Raw genomic sequence first — 19,174 nt, forward strand, 5'->3', positions numbered from 1 at the left:
TCTCACCCTCACCAGGAGCACACCATGGGCCGACCTAAGAATTTCACCTGCGACGGAGACCACTCCGAGCTCAGCGACAAGCAGCTGCGCACGCACTACTCGTACGGGTGCAAGGACGAGCTCACCCGAGGAGCCGCTACCGCGAGCTCAGCCGATCGGTACGCTACGCGAAAGGCGCTCGAGAAGGCAGCCGAGGCGGAAAAGGTCCCCACCGATGTTGGCGTGATCGCCATCACCGGTGCCGGGTTCGAGCCGGTTCCCGAGGGCTACGTCGATCATTTCGCGGTTGCTGTTGCTCCCACAGACGCCGCACCAGCCCCTGCCACCAAGGCAATGACTCCGGTCGTGATACCGGGGTCGAAGAACTCAATGAAGCCGAAGCCGATCGCGCCGCGTCCGACTCCTGAAGTGTACAAAGTCCCCTCGATCGGCGCCGCCCGCCGACTCCGCGCACTCACCAACCTCGGGCATACCCCGAAAGATCTTGCCGACTCCGCAGGCCTCACCGTCGACTCCGTCTGGTGGCTGCTAATCGCCCCGCCAGCACGCATCATGGAGACCACCGACCAGTGCGTGACGGCCGCCTTCCTCCGCATGCGCATCGTGATGCGGAGCCTCGACGGCGAGACGGTGGAAGGCCGCAACGCGACCCGTGCACGTGCGCTCGCCGAGATCCACGACTGGGCCGGCCCATACGACTGGGAGAACATCGACGTCTCAACCGAACGACCCCGGCTCCGAACCGCGCGCCGCGACCCGGTTGCCCTGGCGGCGTCAATCGAGCAGGCCAACCTAGACGCGCCCCTCGTTACGGCGCCCTCTGATCTGTCGAGCCAGCTACGCCACGCACTTATCGAGCTCGACGAGGCCAAGGCCGCCCGCGACTTCGCCCAGGCCGACAATCGCGCCCTGACGAAGGAGCGAAACGACGCCAACGTGAGCCTCCGCGCCGCCCTGCTGCAGGTCAACGAAGCACCCGCCGAGCCGCCCGCCGCGTATGACGTCGCCCTCGCTGCCGTGCTCGCTGATGGCGACGTCGCGATCGCCGAACACGAGCTGGCTCTCGCGAAACTGGCAGAAACTGCGGCCAACCGTGATGCCCTGGGCCTCGAGCTCACGAAGGCGCGGCAGCGTTCCGAGCAGCTCGACTTCCAACTCCGCACAGCACAGGAGGCCCGCGATAGGGCTCTCGACGTCGCGCAGCAGCAGGTCACCCTGATCGACGAGCAAGCCGCGACGATCGATGCGTTCGAGCTGCTCAACGCGATCACTGAGCCTGCCGGCCTCGCCCAGGCGAAGAGCAGCGCGATCGCGAACGGCTTCAACCTCGACGGAAACGACGAAATGACCATCAGTATCGACCCCGCACCCGGCGGCGGCATCCGCATCACGCTTCCGACCCGGATTCTCGCACGGTAAGGGCCCCGCGATGCCACAGGCCAAGGAACGCCGCGTCGAGTACGACGCAGAGCGGAAAGCAGCCGGCGAAGAGCGCAGGAAAGAAGACATTCGCTGGTGCTGGCGCTGCGATGTCCGCTGGAACGCCGGCTTCCAATACACCTCAGCCGCCCCATGCCGAGACTGTCGGGAGTTCCTGCGCAACGTCGACGGAGACACCACCATCTACCGCCTCGACGTCCTCCGCCGCCTCGCGGCTGAGAGGGCAAACGCATGAGGAAGCAGCCAATTCCCGAGGACTTCACCACCCGTCCCATGCGATCAGCGCGCCGCGGCGACCGCTGGAACGTTGCCAAGAGCGCCGGCGGTCGGTGGTACGCGCAGCCCCGCGAGATCGGCGTCTGGGCGACGAAAACCGCCAAGCAGATGTTCTTCTCCACCCACGAGCTCGCGATGTCCTACGCGACACAGCGAGCAACCCAGAGAGCCAGTCGACGATGAGCAACAAAGCGATCACCTGGGCGTACGCCCAGACCGGGCTGAAGGCGGGCCCGAAGTTCGTCCTCGTCACGCTCGCGGACCTCGCCGACCAAGAGCACTCGTGCTTCCCCGGCGTGCCCGTGCTCGCGGACCTCACCGGACTTAGCGAAAGCGGTGTGCGCAGCCAGCTGGACCTCCTCCTCAGCGTCGAGCTAATCACCCGGGAACGACGCTTCCGGAAGGACGGATCCCGGACCAGCAACCGGTACTACCTCCAGATGAACCCGCCCGTCGTCATCGAAACACCAGCGTCAGATTCTGGCGCTAGTAACGAGGATGACCAGCGCCAGAATCTGGGGGGCCTAGCGCCAGATTCTGGGGACCCAAGCGTCAGAATCTGGGGGGGCATTCTTGAACCCCCAGTTAACCCCCAGATAGAACCCCCAGTTAAAGATCTGATCGCGCACGAGCCGACGATCGATGAGTACTTCGAGGCGTTCTACTCGGCATACCCGCGCCACACCGGCAAGGCTCCCGCCCGGATCAAGTTCGCGGTAGCAGCGAAGAAGCTCCCACCGGCCACCCTCGTCGCGGCGGCGATCGCCTACCGCGACGACCCAAACCGTACCCCGGATCTCAACTTCGTCCGGCACCCAGCGACGTGGCTGCACCAGGAGGGCTGGGACGACGTCCTCCCGGACCGGGCACCGCCGCCGTCAACGGGCCCATCGACGTTGGACCACAACCGTGCAATCGCTGATCAATTCCGCCAGAAAGGACAAGCCGATGGACCAGGCACAGACCGCCGATCTCTTGACAATGGCCGGTGAGATCACTGGTCACCGCCTTCGTCCCGAGCAGGTCGTCGTGTGGCAGCGGGCCCTCGCCCAGGTACCCCTCGATGACGCAGTATCGGCGCTCATCGAGCACTTCGCAGATCCCGTCGCCGGCACCGAGTACCTGAAGCCGGCGCACATCACCCGAGTCCTCGCCGCCCGCCGCCTCGCCGCGTCACTGCTGCCGCCGGCTGACGTCATGTGCGGCATCCACGACGGATACCCGCTGGAACGCGGCCGCTGCGACCAGTGCACCCGCTACCCGGGCGATCGCACACTGGGCGTCCGCCCGCCGACCAGGAACCTCAGCGAGCTCGCGCTCACCGTGGGCCGCACGATTCCCGAGGAGGCCTGACCATGGCAAAGACATTTACGATCAGCGCCGAGTACGCGCACACCCTGGTCGGGCGCGCCGCCGTCCTCGAGGTCCCCGCCGGCCGAATCCCAGTCACGATCGGTGCCGTGCGCTACGAGCCGGAATCGGGTCTCGTCCTCATCGACTGGCTGACAATGATCGGCCCAATCCTCGGATGGATGCTCGCCCCCGCGGCTCTCGTCGAGGTCGTGCACGCATGAGCAACGTCCCGGATGACGTCACGGCGATGGTCGACGGCCGCGACGAGCAGAAATGCACCCGCTGCGGCGTGTGGATCTCGGACAACGGGTCCCGCCACCACCGGATGCGCCGCGCAGTCGGCGGACATCTGGTCGAGAACATCATTTTGCTGTGCGGCAGCGGGTCGAGCCTCTGCCACGGATGGGCGCACTCTCACCCGGCCGCCGCGATCCTCGCCGGCTACATCATCCCGACCTGGATCGAGGACATCGCCGAGGTTCCCCTGCAGGTACACACGCCCGGCGTCAACGGGCGCGGCAACAAGTCCTGGATGGTCCTCACGACGGCCGGCCAACGCGAGCACCTTCCGACCGTCGAGGCGATGCACCGCCTCGAGCGGATCCCGATGCTGACCGAGCACGCACTCGCCGAGGAGGTCGCGGCCCTCCGTCGGGTCGGCGGTTCGTACGCGTACGTCGCGGACTCGATCGAGAACCAGAACGAGGTGGCCTGATGGACACCGTCACCGACGTCATCGACTTCGAGGCTCGCTTCCCGGCGATGTCCTCTCGGAAGGAAGTCGCCATCCGACGCACCTTCCGCATCAGTGCCGCCCGCTACTTCCAACGACTGAACGCAATCCTCACCACGCAGGTCCTGCTCACCCATGCCCTCGAGCACGATCCTCTCACCACGGCACGTCTCCTTCGAGCGATCGAGGAACGCGCCACCCGCCGCAACGCACGAAAGGTCACCCTTCCATGAACACGACACCGCACCTCGAGCAGCTTCCGCCGACTCTGCTCACCACCGACAAGAACGTTCGCGCTGAGCTGCAGCTGACGAAACCGTTCCTCGACTCGATCCGCACGAACGGTGTCCTCGAGCCGATCGTCGCATACCCGGACCCGATCAACGACGGCCAGTACCGCATCCACCTCGGCCACCGCCGCGCGGCCGCGGCGATCGAGGGCAACGTGCCGCTGGTGCCCGTGTACGTGATCAGCGAGGTCGACGCGGAGAGGCGTATCACCGAGCAGCTCACGGAGAACATCCACCGTCAGGGCCTGTCCGACCGTGAGGTCGCGAACGGCTACCTCGAGCTGTCGTTGTTCGGGAAGTCCGCGATGTCGATCGCGAAGACGACGTCGTCGAAGCTTGCGCACGTGGGCGACGCCATCAAGGTCGCGAAGGCGCCGGTCGCGACGGAGGCGATGGACCGGTACCAGCTGACGATCGACGACGCGCTCGCGTTCGTGGAGTTCGAGGGTGACGTCAAAGCCCTCGAGACGTTGAACTCCGCCGCCGAGAACGACCCAACCCAGCTCGGCCACCGCGTGCAGCAGCTGCGCAACGACCGCACCGAGGCGGCCGCACGCCTCGTCGTGGAGGCCGAGATCGAAGCCGCAGGCATCGCATTCCTATCCGTGCGACCGAACTACAACGACCCGAAGAACCGGCCCGCCGAGTACGTGTACACCGCCAAGGGCCACGCCAGGTGCGTCCCCATTGAGACGCTCCTCGCGAACGCCGGCGATGACCTCCGCGCGTACGTGAAGACGAACAACACCGGCTACCGTCTTCCCAGCACCTTCGAGATCGGCTACGCCGTAGCCAACTGGGCAGACCACGGCTGGTTCGGCGAGGACTACGGCAACAGCGCCGGCGGACCTCTCACCGACGAGCAGAAAGCAGAGCGCCGCATCGCCCGCGAGAACGGACGCCTCTGGGTTGCGGCCACCCAGGTCCGGATCGCCTGGGTCAAGGAACTCCTCCAGCGCCGCAACCTCCCAGAGAAGGCGGCCGCGCTCGCCGCGCTGCACTTCTCGACGCTGCCGAACGACTACGGGTCGAGGGTAAAGGGGCTCGCGCACGAGCTGCTCGGTGTCGAGGAGACGAAGTCCACGACGAGCTGGGGCTCGACTTCGTACGCGAATGCGCTGCCGGCCCTCGTCGATTCGTCGCCTGGGCAGGCCGTGCACGTCCTCGTGGCGATCGCGGTTGCCGGCATCGAGGTCAGCCTCGACGAGAAGAAGGGTTGGGCGTCCACGGACGGCAAGGTGCCCGTGTATCTGCACCAGCTGTCGTCGTGGGGTTACGTGCTGTCCCCGCTCGAAGAGAACCTCACGGTGGCAGACGTATGAGCGCGTCGGTGAAGCGCACGCAGGACGAGCTGCTAGCGAAGCTGAAGCTCCGGTTTGGCGATGCACCTGCTGGCTGGTCGTTCATCTGCCCGTCGTGCAAGGACATCGCGAGTGTCGTCCGCGCTGCACTCGATAGCGCCGGTCGCCAGGAGGAGCACTCGACTGCGCACCTCGGCCAGGTGTGCATCGGTCGGATCATCGGCGCCCTCGATAAGACACGTGCCGGCAAGTGGGAAGGCCGCGGCTGCGACTGGGCTGCGTTCGGTCTCTTCCACGGGCCCGACTTCATCATCATGCCCGACGGTCACGAGGCCCCGTGCTTCGCGATCGCCCCCGCGACGATCGAAACGGTGCCCGCATGATCAGCGTCATCGGTAACTGCCCCATGGGGTGCGGCCGCACCCTGGCCGTCGACCCCCACGGCGCAATATTGTGCCGTGCTTTCGGATGCCCGAACAGCCGCGCTGCTACTACGATCCTCCAGGACGCTGAGACCGAGCACGTGGTCACGTTCGCCCGGGATGACTTCACTATCAAGCACCCGTTACGTGAGCGAATCGGTGACGAGCTCCTCGATTGCCCGATGCACGCGCAGCTTGCGGCGCTCACCGAGCCGCCTGTGAAGCCTGGCCGCTATCGGGTGCAGACCGACTCTTGGGGCGAGACCGTGTACACCGTTTACACAGCGCTTGAGGGGCCTGCCTCGATAGCCACCGGTGTGGAGTGCCGCCGCTGCGGGTACCTCAACGTTGCGCACACCGCTCCAGCTGCTCCACTAGCGCAGCCATCGGACGGGGACTTGTCCATCTGTTTCGTGTGTGGAGAGCTGGGCATCTTCGTGATCAGTGTGCTTGGCATGCGTCTTCGTGTCCTGACGGCGGAGGAGCTGGACGGGGCGCTGCGTGACCCTGTCGTCATCTGGGTGATGTCTGCTCGGATGGAATCGGCTGAGATGGATCCGGGATGGCCAAAAGCCCCGCGGGCGATGTCGCCCGATTCGATCGCCGCGCTGCTGAGTGACAGCCACGTGACCTACGCGAACGAGGACGACCTGCAGGCCGGCCTTCACGCGGCGCTCACCGCGGCCGGCATCGCGTCGACCAGGGAGGTGCGCCTCTCGGATGGCATCTCGCGCATCGATCTCGTCTGCGGGACCGTGGGCATCGAGGTCAAGATAAAGGGATCCGCGGCGTCCGTATACCGGCAGCTGAAACGGTACTCACTCTGCGACGAGCTCTCCGCCCTCATCCTCGTGACGACAAAGGCCAGCCACCACCCCATCGCACAGGAACTCAACGGCAAGCCCGTTCTCCTGGTCTCTCTCATCGAAGGCGGACTATGACCCGCACCTACGGCACCTACGAGTACCGGCCGGCCCAATGGACAGACCGAAATAGCCGCGGCACATGGGCGCTCACCCTCGAACCCGCCGTGCGACAGCGCGCACGGCGGATCCTCGGTCGCACACAGGCGACCCGGGCATCTGTAGTCACGATCAGCGACAGCCTCGAGACCGCGCGCGACATCACCTGGCTGATGGATCGTTGGCCGCTGCTGCCCGTCGATGCTCGCTCGGAGCGGTGGCTGAAGCAGGGCGCCGAGGAGCACCGTGACCAGGAGGCTGTGGTCGGGCAGATTATCGCCGGTGAGTACACGCGCCTGGACCTGCCGACGGCGCCGGCGAAGGAGCCGCGGGACTACCAGCTGACAGCCGTCGATATGCTGCGCGCTCGTGGCCGGCTGCTGCTGACCGATGAGGTCGGCCTTGGGAAGACGTTCACGGGTCTCCTGAACCTCGTGCACCAGGATGCGCTACCCGCTCTCGTGGTCCCGCCGACGCATCTCCCGCGCCGCTGGGTCACCGAGCTGAAGGAGGCATTCCCCTGGCTGACGTTTGAGGTCGCGAAGAAGACCACGCCGTCGGTGCGGGCGTCGACGGGAATCCTGGCTGACGTCACGATCGTGCCGTATTCGAAGATTTCGGGGTGGGCGGCACAGTTGCAGAACCAGGTGCGCACGGTCATCTTCGATGAGGTGCAGGAGCTCCGCAACGGCGAAGGGACGGAGAAGGGCAAGGCCGCGGCGATGGTCGCCGACAACGCCACCTACGTGATCGGCCTGACCGCGACGCCGGTCTACAACTACGGGATCGAGATCTACAACATCCTCGACGTGATGGCACCCGGGGAGCTGGGCACCCGTGAGGAGTTCAGCCGCGAGTGGGGCGGCGCTGCAATGTCGAACGGCCGAATGATGGTGAAAGATCCCGCAGCGCTCGGCTCGCACCTGCGTGAATCAGGCCTGATGCTGGGTCGCACGCGCAAGGAGGTCGGGCGGGAGCTGCCGAAGACGATCAAGAACCCGATGCTCGTCGACATCGACACTGCGGCCCTCGACAAGGTGGCCGGCGACACTCAGGCGCTGGCACGGCTACTGCTGTCGACGTCGGCGACGACGCAGGAGAAGTTTCACGCGGCCGGGCAGATCGATTGGAAGATGCGCCAGGCGACCGGGGTCGGTAAGGCGCCGTATGTGGCTGAGTTCGTGCGATTACTGCTCGAGGCGGAGGAGAAGATCGTGATGTGGGGTTGGCACCGCGACGTCTATGACATTTGGATGGACAAGCTGGCCGAGTTCCACCCGGCTTTGTACACGGGAACGGAGTCTCCGAAGCAGAAAGCGGACGCGGAGGATGCGTTCTGCACGCCGATCGATCCGGGCCGGGAGGACAACTGCCGGATCCTGATCATGTCGCTGCGTTCCGGTGCCGGCGTCGACGGGTTGCAGAAGTTCGCCCGGGTGGGTGTGTTCGGTGAGCTGGACTGGTCGCCGCAGGTGCACGAGCAGGCCATCGGCCGGCTGCGGCGTGACGGGATGGGCGATGACCCGCCCGTGGCGTATTTCCTGAACTCGGCGGAGGGCTCGGACCCGGCGATCATGGAGGTTCTCCAGGTGAAGCGGCAGCAGTCGGAGCCGATGCTGTCCCTCGACGGGAAGCTCTTCGATAACGCTGTGCAGGACGCGTCTCGTGCGAAGCGCCTCGCGCAGCAGGTTCTCGGCCTGACGACTCCGATCGAGGCTGTCGAGTGAGCGCGTATCCGGAGTGGGTTGCCGCGCCGACGCGGAAGCTGTGCGCGCGAAGCCGGGACCACGGTCTCCGTCCAGTGATGGTGGGCACGGAATTGTGCGGCCCATGTCATGCACAGTTCCGCCGAGTGCTGTCAGACCTGATCAACGTGTGGCCGGAGCTGCTCGAGTCGGTCATGCGCCGTCCGGCACGCGTGTATACGGATATGCCTGGCGGGGGTGGCGGTGACAAGGATGCATCCTCGTTTTGGAATCCGGCGGCGACGATGGTCATCGCGGACGTCACGGATTGGTACGGGCTCGTTGGTCGCACGATCGCGAAGGAGCGGCCGACCCCGGCTGATCTGGTGGCACCGGTTGCGCCGTTCATTGGCCCGTTGACACTGGCGAAGTCCACAGCACGGGAGCAAATGCAGTCGCGGACTGTGTTCACGTGGGCGATCGATGGCAGTGAGGATGTGCGCCTGGGTTTAGCTGCGGTCGTGCGCTGGCATCACCGGTGGTTGTCGCACTACCCGGGTATGGGCGTCTCGCTGTTGGAGGATGCTCTCCGCTTCGAGTGGGCGATCAGCAGGGCGATGCAGACGATGCCGGTGCAGCGGTACATGATGCCGGGCGCGCTGTGTCAGGTCGTCATGGAGGAGACGGAGCTGGGGGTGCGGCTCTGTGAGGGGCAGATGGTCGGCATCAAGCGCCGGCCCGATGACGACGACCCGTCGGAGCTTCTGTGCTCGAACCATCCGGAGCATGCCATTCCGCGAAGGGACTGGATTCTTTATGACCCAACCGAATGAGTCCGCGACGGGTCGCCTCAACTATTGGGTGGCGATCGATGTAGCCGCGGCCGCCCTGGGCGTCTCAGTTCGCCGGGCGTACGAACTGGCGCGGAGCGAGGGCTGGCGTTTCTCGCCGTCGCGGCCGCGGGGCTACCTCATGCAGGACATTAGAACAACTCGAATTCGAATGAAAGCGATGAACAATGACTGACTCACAGCCCATCCGCTACCACGACGAGCAGATCGCGCGCGCCGTGCTCGCGCACTTCCTGAACCACGGCATCGAGAAGGGATATTGGAGCGCGAAGTCCGAGCACGATCAGCTCGTGATGGCCACCGCGTTCCTTGGTGGTGAGAGGCGTCCTGCGCTGGACCTGACGCCGGCGGAGCTCGCGACCGTCGCGCGGTTCGCCCTCGACCGGCCGGCCGTAGTCCCGCGCCCGTTCCCGGGCGGTGTGCGCCGTGTGGCGGACGCAATGCTGAACCGTCGAACGGATGACCAGATCGAGGCCGCGTACCTCGTAGACCACCCGGAGCACGTGCCCTCGGACCTCAGGAGAGGCGAACGCATTGCAGGGATCGCAGGATTCCCGGGCGGCGGCACGAGCATGACCGTGCAGAGCAACTTTCCCGAGATGGGCGTCATCGTCGACGTGCGGGAAGCCGGCGCATCCCTCACCATCGCCTGGGACACTCACCCGGGCCTCCTGCAGCACGTCTCGTCCGGGTCGGTGAAGCGCGCATGAGCGACGACACCGACCGCACCGCGTACATCTACGACCGGCCGTCCACACCCATCAGCCAAGCCCTCAGAGCGGCCCGCGCCCGCCGCGCCGCTGGCAACCGACACCCGGGCGCCGTCGAAGCCAACACAGAACTCCGACGACTCGCAGCGCTCGCCGAGGACCAGCTCGCGATCGCTCGTGCTGAGGTCGAGCTCGCGATCGCCCGACGTGATGCGTCCGTTGCGGTGAACGCTGACCTGCTGGCCTCCGAGGGCACCGGTGCCCTCGCTGACCGATTCAGGTCGGTTTCCGAGAGGGTCTACGACAAGGCTGTCGGCGATGCTTTCGCTGGCATGGTCCTTCGGCAGAACGTTGACGACGTCAAGCGTCGCAACCCTTACCGAAAGGGAGGCTGGTGAAGGTCACTCAGGTGGGCAGGCTGAGCCGTCCGGCTTCTCGCACCAGGTGGGCGGCGAGTACGGACAGCGCGACAGTGAAGTTCGCGGTAGACATCTCATCATCCACCCAGCGCTTGGCGTCTTTGGCGATATCAGCGGTTAGCAGGAGCAGTTTGCTCTCGTCTTCGTCGTCGAACTCCCACCACTGCGTATACGAACTCACACGGTATGCAGCGAGGAGTCGTTTCGAGAGTGATTCGAGCACCGATCGTACCATTCTCGCTACTGCGAGGTCCTCTGGTTCACCTGTGGCGGTGAATAGCGCGGCGACTCCGTCAATGCTTTCAGGGAACGTCGCCCGCATCACGTCGAATTGGAAATTGCTTATGGCCCATTCCATGTTCCGGATGAGGGCTGTCGTTGCGGGCTTCCTCCCGGCGGCAATCTCTATCTGCCGGGCATCCTTCAGCGCTCTCTTCCGAGTGGCAGCGTCTTTCCACGTTGAAAGTCCAAAACCGGCAACGACGCCAACGACGCCGGACAGGGTGGGGATCAGGACCTCTGTCACCGGGTTCGGACCGAGCGATCTGACTGCATCAATTAGGTCGTTGATGTCTCCGAGTTGCAGCATGTTTCGAATCTTAGTGAGGGGTATCGGTGGCGATTGGCGGAGCGACCTGTCGACCCGCCATCTGTACGGTCCCACCCGAGTTGATGGCAAAGTCGAATATCGAGACCAGAACTTCCTGATCGTGCTTGATCGCATCCGTCTTGACTCGCTGATACCAGGTATTTGCGTCCCCGGGGCCAACGGGGGCAACGAATGTCTTTCGCCAGAATGCCCACGGCTTCGGCAAACTGTGGGCAGACATCTGCTCATCCAAAGCATCGCTAAGGCGCCCACCCCCGATGAGCGGGTACCAGCGAACGTACACGAATCGCTTGTCAGTGAGTCGCTGCCAGGCCAAGGCTACCCACGCGTTCTCGATGCCATCGCTGACGAGCGCCAGTTTCATCGCTTTTCCAGACTTGACGCTCCAGCGGATTCTGTAATCCTTACTCGGCACGTATTCGCATCCGACAAAGGCGATGAAGCTCAAATGGACATCTTCCACACCCGATGGCGTGAACTCGAACAGCTCGACCGTTTTCGAGTCGAGCAAGCCAGTCGATGTTCCAAAAGAATCAACGAACCAGTGCGTCGATTGATACTGACGCCTCCTGTTCAGGATCTCGAGGATCGTGATCGCGATTGCCGCGAGGGAGAGGACACCTGTGAGGGCCGCGATGACATTCCACCAGCCCGAGTCGACCAGACTTTCTGTTCTGAAGTGGGCAATCAACGTCGGGATTCGCATGATCGAATCCTATCGAGTGGGTCGAATCCCCCGGTTAGGAAGCTATCGCGACCGGCGCACGCGCGTGGACTCGATGAAGGATGCCTCGAACCCGGTGATCGTCACGTGTGGCGTATGAACCGGCGCCGCCTGGTTGAGGAGTGTTCTCGGTGTGGGACGACGCGTCTGTTCGTTGCGGGGGTGCGCCGATGAGCAGTGACATCAGGATCGTGTCGCCGTGCTGCCCTCACTGCGGACACGTGGGTAACGTCGAGGTCGGCAACATGACCGGCAACGTGAATCGGATGCTCAGCCAGACGTGCGTCGGTCTGATCTTGCGTGATTTCGACGGCATGCCGTGCGCGCCCGCTGCGAAGCTGCTGGCCCGCATTCACGTCGAAATGACTTCGAACCGGGAGAAGTTCCTCGAGTTCGAGAATCCGGAGTGGGGCTCGCTGGCCGACTTCCTGCCCTGGCTCGAGCACTGGATCGAACTGTGTGAGGCCAACCTCCTCGGCGTCGTCAAGGTGTCGTGGTGATGCGGGTGCTGCTTTGCTGGCTCCGTGGTCACGTCTGGGTTGCGTACACGTACCGGTCGGTCTTCGGACTGTCGGGCTATCACCGGTGTGCGAGGTGTGCTCGGCGTGACCTGGTCGCCACCTATCCTCAGCGGCGGTGAGGGCTGTGCGCGAGAGTCGCGTCCTTTAGTTCGATCCCGCGAGGCTGATGGGAATCAGCAGACATCGTTTCGATGATGCCGGAATCAAGCTTGGGCGGAGTGTTGCCATTGAACTTGTAGTGCAAGTCACAATTCGGGTATATCCACACCGAGCTGCGGCCATTTCCGATCTCTGCTGAATCGGTCCACGAGAGGAGGAATCCCTCACCGCGACGCAACTTGGCCGTGGTCACAGCCTTCAAGTGAGCTAGCACCACATCATCGATATCAATTGGGGTCCTCCGCGCCCCGTAAAACAAAGTTCCCATGATTCTCCCGACCGAGCGTGACCACTGACACGCGCCTTACCAATGAATCCAGAGCCTAGTGCACCTGTTCGGGTCGAATGAGCCTGTCTGGATCCACGTCATGTCGGCTCCGGTCGGCACCCGTACTCGAGGAGGGGAAAGTCGGGAGTCTTGGTGCCCGACTGTGCAGGTTCCGGCCCGCATCTCAACCTCTGCCCAGAAACTCGCCCAGCACCTCCCGGCCAACTGGCCTTGGGAAGCCCGTGGAAAGAAGTGTTTACGGCGGCCTGCGGGCCGCCGTAAACCGCGACCATCTACCTCGCCCAGCGACAGCACACAAACACCTGCCACAAGCCACCAACGACCCCCAGCGCTCGCCGCAACACCAAAACCCCAAACAAGACCACCGCGCTCGCCGCATCGCGACACGCCGACACGCCTTCGTGAAGTTCCAGAAATGTGCCCGCACAATCTAGTCATAGAGTTGCGCATCGCGTGACCCAGACTGAAGGCCTCGTCCACACGGATGGGGCCTTTCGTCATTCCCCTGCTCCTGGTCAGTCGTGGTGAGCGCGCTGGCCAGTTGACGACGGCAGATCCGGCGGGTTCGCCGTCAACCGGTGCTGTCCTGGTCGACATCCTGCGTCGACCAGGACAGTGCGCCGGCCCGGACCTAGAGCCAAACCGTTGGAGCCTGAGGTCGCGGCAACGTGAGCAGATCGGTCTCAGCTACGACTTCGCCGGCCGCGATCCGTTTCTGCTGTTCGATGTAGGCATTCGTTTGTTCGATGACCATCTCGGCGTATCGGCGCTCCGGTCCGCCCGACATGGCATCCCACCGCCTCGCTAGATCCCCTTTGTTCGCGGCTTTGCGGTTCGCCTCGGCTTCTGCCCTTGCCTCTTTGGCCGCCGCGTACTTCGCCTTCCGATCGGCCTCTCGCCGTGCGAAGTCGGCTTTGCGTTCCTCCGCTGATCTCATGCAGACACCCTATCGACGTGGAGGCACGGTGAGCCAGCACCACAAGTCCACCAGGCGCATGAACATGCTCCGGACCGACTTCTTCGACGAGGGCAAGCAGCACGACGCTACGCCCGACGATGACGAGGGCAACTGTTGGCTGTGCAAGCAGGAGATCGACTACGACGTGCCGGCGGGCACAACCGACGACAGCCACAACCTCGACCACTACTTCGCTGTAGCGGACTACCCCGAGCTGCAGGAAGATCCCGAGAACTTTCGCCACGCCCACCAGCTGTGCAATAACAAGCGCAGCAACAACGCACCGAGCGTTGGCCTGGGCGAGGCAGTACCCGACTGGTGGTAGCCCCACAGACAGGAACATCATGACCGACACCGAGCCACGAGCCCACACCCGATTGCGTCGCTCGAGCAACCTTCACCAAGTGACTCCGGCTGAGCCGCGTGGCTTCGCAGTCGTCATCCAGCATGCCGATGGCACGAGCTCTCTCATCAAGAGCGACGACATCAGGCTTCGCGGTGCGACCATCCCGTGCTCGTGCCGCAGGAAATCCAGCCTCGCCCCGAGTACGGAGCACTCCCCCACCTGAGTCCTCCTCCCTCCCCGGATCGGACGCGTTTTTTTACCCCACACCGGACGGAGTTGAAATGGGACTTCCCGCTGGCCACCATCGCCGCGCAATCACACGCATGCTGCGGGCAACCGGGCTGGTTCACGTCCCCGAAGAAGCCCCTCTCGTGGAGCTCCTCAAGGAGCTCGCCGCCGAGCTCGACAACGGCGGCGGCGCGCGGACGCGGCTGGCCTACCTGTCGGCGCTGAAGGACCTCCGCCGGGTCCTGAGTATGTCGGTCGGCAGGCCGCGCGGATCCGCAGACGTACCGGCGGTTAGCGCCGTCGACCCGGACGGCACCGACGACGTGCCAGCGCTCAACGACCTGGCCAAGTTCAAGCTCGAGCGGGGCATCAGTTAGTCAGGGGTCCTCGATGGCGAAACAGCTGGGCAGCACCGAACCCAGGCTTTGGACTCGCCCTCTCCGCGAGCTGACGCCGAAGACGTCCCTCGGGTTCGAGGTCATCGACTTCGCTCTGCTGATCCTCGGCATCACGCTTTACCCCTGGCAACAGTGGTTGCTGATTCACGCGCTCGAGCTGCTCCCCGACGGCCAGTACCGTTTCCGTCGTGTGATCGTCCTCGTCGCGAGGCAGCAGGGCAAGACGACCCTCGCATCCGTGCTCGCCGCCTGGTGGCTGTACATCGACTCGGCCCGGCACCCCGACCGGGTGCCGCCGCTGAAATTCAAAGTCGTCGGCGTGGCGCAGAATCTCGACATCGCCCGCGAGCCGTGGGCAGTCGTGAAGCTATGGTGCGACCCGAAGCCCGAGACCCGCGAGGAAGCCGACCTCGCGATCGGTGCGCTGCAGGACGCCACAGCGAAGATCTCCGACACTAACGGCAAAGAGGCCATCGTCGCGAGGTCGCGCGCGCACTACGAGATCCGCGCCGCGAAGAATGCCCGCGGCAAGCCCGCCGCTCGCGTGCTCATGGACGAGATGCGCGAGCAGAAAGACTGGACCGCCTGGAACGCCGTCTCCCAGACGACGAAGTCATTCTGGGGCGGCATGCTCATCGGCCTCTCCAACGCCGGCGACATGACCGCCGTTGTGCTCCGCAAGCAGCGCGACGCCGCGATCGCCGACATGCTCGAATGGGCCACCTACGTCGAGGCCGGCATCTCGTCGATCGAGGACTACGCGAACGGACACGACTCGTCCCTCGCGCTGTTCGAGTGGTCGGCGCCGGAAGGCTGCAACAAGGACGACGTCGACGGCATCCTCCAGGCCAACCCGTCCATCGGCTACGGCTCAATGACCGTGCAGTCAGCCCTGGCCGACATCCGCGGCATGACGGATGCCGGCTACCGCACCGAGGTCCTGTGCCAGTGGGTCACGGCGAAGGTCGAAGCATTCATCGACGTGAAGGACTGGAAGACCCTGCACGTGCCGATCTCGAAGGTGCGGATCCCGAAGGGCGCACGCACAGTCTGGGCCGTCGACACCTCGATCGACCGCAAGATGTCCTGGATAGCGGCCGCAGTGATCACGGAATCGGGAAAGCCATTCGTCACCGTGCGGCTGAAGCGCGCGGGCATGGTGTGGGTCCCCGAATACATGGAGAAGCTCGCGAAGGACTCGGGCCACAAGGAAGTCGTCGTGAACGCGCGCGGAACGCCCTCGATGGAATTCGTGGCGCCGCTGAAGAAGGCCGGCCTCATCGTGCACGAACTCGACGGTCCGCTGTTCGCGATCGCCACGGGTCGCATGAAGGACAAGGTCCGCGACAGCGGGCTCGTCGTCATCGAGCAGCCCGACGTCGACCTCGCCGTCGAAGGCGGCGTCGTCGTGTCCTATGGCGAGAACCTCGCCTGGTCGCGAGGCAAGTCGATGCCGATCGACATCGGAGGCCTCGTTGCCGAATCGGAAGCGCTCTACGGCCTCGAGATCCTCGAACCGCCGGAGCCCGAAAAGACACCGCCGCCGCCACCCAAAGCCGCCATCGTCACGCGTGTCGATGTGTCGCCAGCAGACGTGAATCTGGCGCGCGCGCAATTCTGAAAGAAGGTGCCACGTGGCAGCAGAGAGCGGATATCAGTCCAGTTCCCTCGCGTCCTGGTCGAGCATGGCAGCCGACACGTTCGAGACGAACCCGGAGCTGCTCTGGCCGAAGTCGATCGACGTCTTCGACAAGATGCGCCGCGAGGACGCCCAGGTCGGCAGCGTGCTCCGCGCGGTGACCCTGCCGATCCGAGGCGCGGTCTGGATGATCGACCCGGCCGGGGCCCGCCCCGAAGTCGTGGATGTCATCGCGGCTGACCTCGGCCTGCAGGTGAAGGGCATGGAGCCGGTCGCAGCGGCGAGGACGCGCGGACGGTTCTCCTGGGGCGAGCACCTGCGCATGGTGCTCCTCGAGCTCGTGTACGGGCACTCGTTCTTTGAGCAGGTCTACATCCCCGACGGTAACCTCGCCCGCCTGAAAAAGCTCGCCTGGCGGCCACCCCGGACGATCCAGAACATCAACGTCGCCCGCGACGGCGGCCTGATCTCGATCGAGCAGTACGACCTGGCCAAGCCGATCCCCGTCGACCGTCTCGTCGCCTATGTCAACGATCGAGAGGGCAGCAACTGGCTTGGCTCCAGCCTCCTGAGGACGGCGTACAAGAACTGGCTCCTGAAAGACCGGATGCTGCGGGCCCAGGCTCTGACCGTCGAACGCAACGGTCTCGGCGTGCCCGTTTACACCGGCGCCGAGGTTCCCGAGAAGGCCACCCCCGAAGAACGAGAAGCCTGGCTGAATTCGGAGAAGGAAGCCGGCCTGGCACTCGCCACGAGTTTCCGGGCGGGCGACGCCGCCGGCGCATCCATCCCGAACACGTCGGATCTCAAACTGATGGGCGTCACGGGGAAGCTCCCCGACACCGACCAGCCCATCCGGTACCACGACGAGCAGATCGCGCGCGCCGTGCTCGCCCACTTCCTCAACCTCGGCACCGAGACCGGATCGTGGGCACTCGGCTCCACCTTCGCGAACTTCTTCACCGACTCGCTGAACGCGGTCGCGGCGCACATCGCGGACGTCACCCAGCAGCACGTCATCGAGGACCTTGTCGACCTGAACTGGGGGGAAGCCGAACCGGCGCCGCGGCTCATCTTCGAACCGATCGGATCCCAGCATCCGCTTACGGCCGAGGCAATCAAGTTGCTCATCGAGTCCGGTGCCATCACGGCCGACCCCTCGCTCGAGGTCTTCACCCGGGAGGCGTTCGGCCTGCCGAAAAAGGACCCCGCAGGACCCGCAAACGACAAGCCTTTGGAGGCCGCATGACGAACTCGAAGCACGAGAACCGGTATTGGGGCGAGAGGGCCGTCCCGGAGTCCAAGGCCGAGTTCTTCAACGCGGTCACGACACCGTCCCCGACAGGTGACGGCACGGTGGCAACGATCCGCTTCTATGGGCCCATCGACTCCTGGGGCGGCTACTGGGGGATCTCGACGAAGGACGTCGGAATGGTCCTCGATGCGCTGCCCGACACTGTCACGCAGATCGTGTTGCGGATCAACAGTCCTGGCGGCGAGGTCTTTGAAGGCGTGTCGATCCTGAACATGCTGCGCGCACACAAGGCGAGCGTGACCGCCGTCGTCGATGGCCTCGCAGCATCCGCAGCGTCGTTCGTCGCTACGGGATGTGACGAGACGGTGATGTCCCCAGGGACCCAGATGATGATCCACGCGCCGCTGACCTTCACGTACGGGAACGCGGCCGAGCTTCGTAAGACGGCCGACGTGCTCGATGGCATCGAGGCTTCCATCGTCGAGATTTACACGGCCAAGGCCGGCAAGAAGGATTGGGCGACGCTCCTCGCCGACGACACATGGCTGACCGCCGCCGAGGCCGTGACCCTCGGACTCGCCGACCGCGTCGCAGTCATCCCCGACGCCGGCGAGACGGAAACGGTCGGCGAGAACGACGAACTGATCATCCTCGTGCCGGCCGAGCCGGACGCCGAGGACATGGTTGCGCGAGCTCGCATGACGCGCCGCCCGAATCGGCTCGCTGCCGAATCCCACACACTCCCGGCAACCGAGCCGGGTGAACCCAACCGAAAGGAAGACGTCGACATGACGTACGACAACCTGGTGGCTGGACTGCGCGAACGGCTCGGTCTGACCGATGCCACTGCCACCGACGAGCTGCTCCTCGCAGCCGTCGACACGGCGCTCGCCGCACAGTCCACCAACACCGCCATCACGCCCCCCGCGGGCACGGCACTGATCGACTCCGAAGTCCTGCTCGACCTCCAGGCCGCGGCCGCGGACGGTCGCCAGGCTCGTGCCGAGCAGGACCGTACCCGCCGCGAGAGCATCGTGGCCACCGCCGTGAAAGAGGGCCGCATCGCACCCTCGTCCCGCGACACGTGGCTCGCCCAGCTCACCACCAATGAGGACGGAACCGCTTCCCTCCTCGCCTCGCTCGCCCCGAACACGATTGCCGTTGCCGAGATCGGTCACTCCGACGAGCTCAGCACCGACGACAGCCTCTACGCTTCGGCGTGGCCGACCCCGAAGGAGTCCTGAACATGACTGACTACCTGCCCAAGTTCAAGCCCGGCGAGGCCGTGACGTTCACCGCGTCGGCCGCCGTCACTGGCGGCCGCCTGGTCGTCGTCACCGGTAGCCGCACCGTCGGCCCCGCCGGCGTCGACTCCCCGGCGATCGTCGGCGTGGCCGGCTTCGATGCCGCGATCGGCGAGCCGGTCACCGTCTACATCGGCGGTATCCAGCGACTCACCGCTGCCGGTGCGATCGTGGTCGGCGCCCGGGTCGCATCCGCTGCTGCCGGCACCGTCGACGACACCGGCGCCAACCTCATCGGGCTTGCGCTGCAGCCCGCTACCAACGTGAACGACGTCATTGACGTCTTGATGAGCTGAGGAGC

At 64.9% G+C, this 19,174-nt stretch carries 25 protein-coding genes; 22 read left to right on the forward strand and 3 right to left on the reverse strand.

The window, feature by feature from the left end; genetic code table 11:
• The first annotated feature begins 24 nt into the window (after nucleotides 1-24).
• The 15 genes from E3O50_RS09780 to E3O50_RS09845 all read left to right on the forward strand — a co-directional run bounded on the left by E3O50_RS09780 (nucleotide 25) and on the right by E3O50_RS09845 (nucleotide 10,421).
• Nucleotides 25-1,419, forward strand: coding sequence for a hypothetical protein (locus E3O50_RS09780; RefSeq protein ID WP_134558878.1), 1,395 nt, complete (start codon nucleotides 25-27; stop codon nucleotides 1,417-1,419).
• 10 nt (nucleotides 1,420-1,429) lie between these two features.
• Complete coding sequence (locus E3O50_RS09785; RefSeq protein ID WP_134558880.1) at nucleotides 1,430-1,675, forward strand: hypothetical protein; 246 nt, start codon at nucleotides 1,430-1,432, stop codon at nucleotides 1,673-1,675.
• Nucleotides 1,672-1,899, forward strand: a complete 228-nt coding sequence (locus E3O50_RS09790) for a DUF2793 domain-containing protein (RefSeq protein ID WP_134558882.1) — start codon at nucleotides 1,672-1,674, stop codon at nucleotides 1,897-1,899. Before E3O50_RS09785 ends, E3O50_RS09790 begins: the two co-directional genes overlap by 4 nt.
• Nucleotides 1,896-2,708 carry a helix-turn-helix domain-containing protein gene (locus E3O50_RS09795; protein WP_134558884.1) on the forward strand — a complete coding sequence of 271 codons (813 nt, stop codon included), beginning with the start codon at nucleotides 1,896-1,898 and terminating at the stop codon, nucleotides 2,706-2,708. The genes E3O50_RS09790 and E3O50_RS09795 overlap by 4 nt, the downstream gene beginning before the upstream one ends.
• Complete coding sequence (locus E3O50_RS09800) at nucleotides 2,665-3,069, forward strand: hypothetical protein (protein ID WP_134558886.1); 405 nt, start codon at nucleotides 2,665-2,667, stop codon at nucleotides 3,067-3,069. Before E3O50_RS09795 ends, E3O50_RS09800 begins: the two co-directional genes overlap by 44 nt.
• 2 nt (nucleotides 3,070-3,071) lie before the next feature.
• The gene (locus E3O50_RS09805) at nucleotides 3,072-3,290 is read left to right on the forward strand and encodes a hypothetical protein (protein WP_134558888.1); all 219 of its coding nucleotides are present in this window, start codon (nucleotides 3,072-3,074) and stop codon (nucleotides 3,288-3,290) included.
• Nucleotides 3,287-3,784 (forward strand): hypothetical protein, encoded by a 498-nt coding sequence (locus tag E3O50_RS19135; RefSeq protein WP_166790639.1) that lies wholly within the window; start codon nucleotides 3,287-3,289, stop codon nucleotides 3,782-3,784. The genes E3O50_RS09805 and E3O50_RS19135 overlap by 4 nt, the downstream gene beginning before the upstream one ends.
• The gene (locus E3O50_RS19140; RefSeq protein ID WP_166790640.1) at nucleotides 3,784-4,035 is read left to right on the forward strand and encodes a DUF3263 domain-containing protein; all 252 of its coding nucleotides are present in this window, start codon (nucleotides 3,784-3,786) and stop codon (nucleotides 4,033-4,035) included. The genes E3O50_RS19135 and E3O50_RS19140 overlap by 1 nt, the downstream gene beginning before the upstream one ends.
• Nucleotides 4,032-5,414 carry a ParB N-terminal domain-containing protein gene (locus E3O50_RS09815; protein WP_134558892.1) on the forward strand — a complete coding sequence of 461 codons (1,383 nt, stop codon included), beginning with the start codon at nucleotides 4,032-4,034 and terminating at the stop codon, nucleotides 5,412-5,414. The genes E3O50_RS19140 and E3O50_RS09815 overlap by 4 nt, the downstream gene beginning before the upstream one ends.
• Nucleotides 5,411-5,776, forward strand: a complete 366-nt coding sequence (locus E3O50_RS09820) for a VVA0879 family protein (protein ID WP_134564561.1) — start codon at nucleotides 5,411-5,413, stop codon at nucleotides 5,774-5,776. The genes E3O50_RS09815 and E3O50_RS09820 overlap by 4 nt, the downstream gene beginning before the upstream one ends.
• A complete protein-coding gene (locus tag E3O50_RS19340) occupies nucleotides 5,773-6,756 on the forward strand; it encodes a DUF6085 family protein (protein WP_174774606.1) in 984 nt (327 codons plus the stop codon). Before E3O50_RS09820 ends, E3O50_RS19340 begins: the two co-directional genes overlap by 4 nt.
• Nucleotides 6,753-8,504 carry a DEAD/DEAH box helicase gene (locus tag E3O50_RS09830; protein WP_134558896.1) on the forward strand — a complete coding sequence of 584 codons (1,752 nt, stop codon included), beginning with the start codon at nucleotides 6,753-6,755 and terminating at the stop codon, nucleotides 8,502-8,504. The genes E3O50_RS19340 and E3O50_RS09830 overlap by 4 nt, the downstream gene beginning before the upstream one ends.
• Before the next feature lie 125 nt (nucleotides 8,505-8,629).
• Nucleotides 8,630-9,295: a hypothetical protein gene (locus tag E3O50_RS09835; protein ID WP_134558898.1), complete on the forward strand. Its 666-nt coding sequence runs from the start codon at nucleotides 8,630-8,632 to the stop codon at nucleotides 9,293-9,295.
• A 185-nt stretch (nucleotides 9,296-9,480) separates the two neighbouring features.
• A complete protein-coding gene (locus tag E3O50_RS09840; RefSeq protein ID WP_134558900.1) occupies nucleotides 9,481-10,023 on the forward strand; it encodes a hypothetical protein in 543 nt (180 codons plus the stop codon).
• The gene (locus E3O50_RS09845; protein ID WP_134558902.1) at nucleotides 10,020-10,421 is read left to right on the forward strand and encodes a hypothetical protein; all 402 of its coding nucleotides are present in this window, start codon (nucleotides 10,020-10,022) and stop codon (nucleotides 10,419-10,421) included. Before E3O50_RS09840 ends, E3O50_RS09845 begins: the two co-directional genes overlap by 4 nt.
• 7 nt (nucleotides 10,422-10,428) lie before the next feature.
• Here the strand turns inward: E3O50_RS09845 and E3O50_RS09850 are convergent, their stop codons facing one another.
• On the reverse strand, nucleotides 10,429-11,031 hold the full coding sequence (locus tag E3O50_RS09850; protein WP_134558904.1) for a hypothetical protein: 603 nt from the start codon (nucleotides 11,029-11,031) through the stop codon (nucleotides 10,429-10,431).
• Nucleotides 11,032-11,041: 10 nt separating this feature from the next.
• Complete coding sequence (locus E3O50_RS09855) at nucleotides 11,042-11,758, reverse strand: hypothetical protein (RefSeq protein WP_134558906.1); 717 nt, start codon at nucleotides 11,756-11,758, stop codon at nucleotides 11,042-11,044.
• Nucleotides 11,759-11,946: 188 nt separating this feature from the next.
• Between E3O50_RS09855 and E3O50_RS09860 the strand changes: the two genes are divergently transcribed.
• Nucleotides 11,947-12,276, forward strand: coding sequence for a hypothetical protein (locus E3O50_RS09860; RefSeq protein WP_134558908.1), 330 nt, complete (start codon nucleotides 11,947-11,949; stop codon nucleotides 12,274-12,276).
• A 1,100-nt stretch (nucleotides 12,277-13,376) separates the two neighbouring features.
• Here E3O50_RS09860 and E3O50_RS09865 read toward each other — a convergent pair.
• Nucleotides 13,377-13,682: a hypothetical protein gene (locus E3O50_RS09865; protein ID WP_134558910.1), complete on the reverse strand. Its 306-nt coding sequence runs from the start codon at nucleotides 13,680-13,682 to the stop codon at nucleotides 13,377-13,379.
• A gap of 28 nt (nucleotides 13,683-13,710) precedes the next feature.
• On the opposite strand from E3O50_RS09865, the gene E3O50_RS09870 reads away from it, so the two are divergent.
• The 6 genes from E3O50_RS09870 to E3O50_RS09895 all read left to right on the forward strand — a co-directional run bounded on the left by E3O50_RS09870 (nucleotide 13,711) and on the right by E3O50_RS09895 (nucleotide 19,169).
• The gene (locus E3O50_RS09870) at nucleotides 13,711-14,028 is read left to right on the forward strand and encodes a hypothetical protein (RefSeq protein WP_241975329.1); all 318 of its coding nucleotides are present in this window, start codon (nucleotides 13,711-13,713) and stop codon (nucleotides 14,026-14,028) included.
• Between the two features lie 302 nt (nucleotides 14,029-14,330).
• Complete coding sequence (locus E3O50_RS09875; RefSeq protein WP_134558912.1) at nucleotides 14,331-14,654, forward strand: hypothetical protein; 324 nt, start codon at nucleotides 14,331-14,333, stop codon at nucleotides 14,652-14,654.
• Nucleotides 14,655-14,667: 13 nt separating this feature from the next.
• The gene (locus E3O50_RS09880; RefSeq protein WP_174774607.1) at nucleotides 14,668-16,296 is read left to right on the forward strand and encodes a terminase; all 1,629 of its coding nucleotides are present in this window, start codon (nucleotides 14,668-14,670) and stop codon (nucleotides 16,294-16,296) included.
• 13 nt (nucleotides 16,297-16,309) lie between these two features.
• On the forward strand, nucleotides 16,310-17,563 hold the full coding sequence (locus E3O50_RS09885; RefSeq protein WP_241975330.1) for a DUF935 family protein: 1,254 nt from the start codon (nucleotides 16,310-16,312) through the stop codon (nucleotides 17,561-17,563).
• Nucleotides 17,560-18,813 carry a head maturation protease, ClpP-related gene (locus E3O50_RS09890; RefSeq protein WP_134558914.1) on the forward strand — a complete coding sequence of 418 codons (1,254 nt, stop codon included), beginning with the start codon at nucleotides 17,560-17,562 and terminating at the stop codon, nucleotides 18,811-18,813. Before E3O50_RS09885 ends, E3O50_RS09890 begins: the two co-directional genes overlap by 4 nt.
• 2 nt (nucleotides 18,814-18,815) lie before the next feature.
• On the forward strand, nucleotides 18,816-19,169 hold the full coding sequence (locus tag E3O50_RS09895) for a DUF2190 family protein (RefSeq protein WP_134558916.1): 354 nt from the start codon (nucleotides 18,816-18,818) through the stop codon (nucleotides 19,167-19,169).
• Nucleotides 19,170-19,174: the final 5 nt, after the last annotated feature.

The sequence above is a fragment of the Cryobacterium sp. MDB1-18-1 genome (assembly GCF_004402735.1).
Taxonomy (GTDB): Bacteria; Actinomycetota; Actinomycetes; order Actinomycetales; family Microbacteriaceae; genus Cryobacterium; species Cryobacterium glucosi.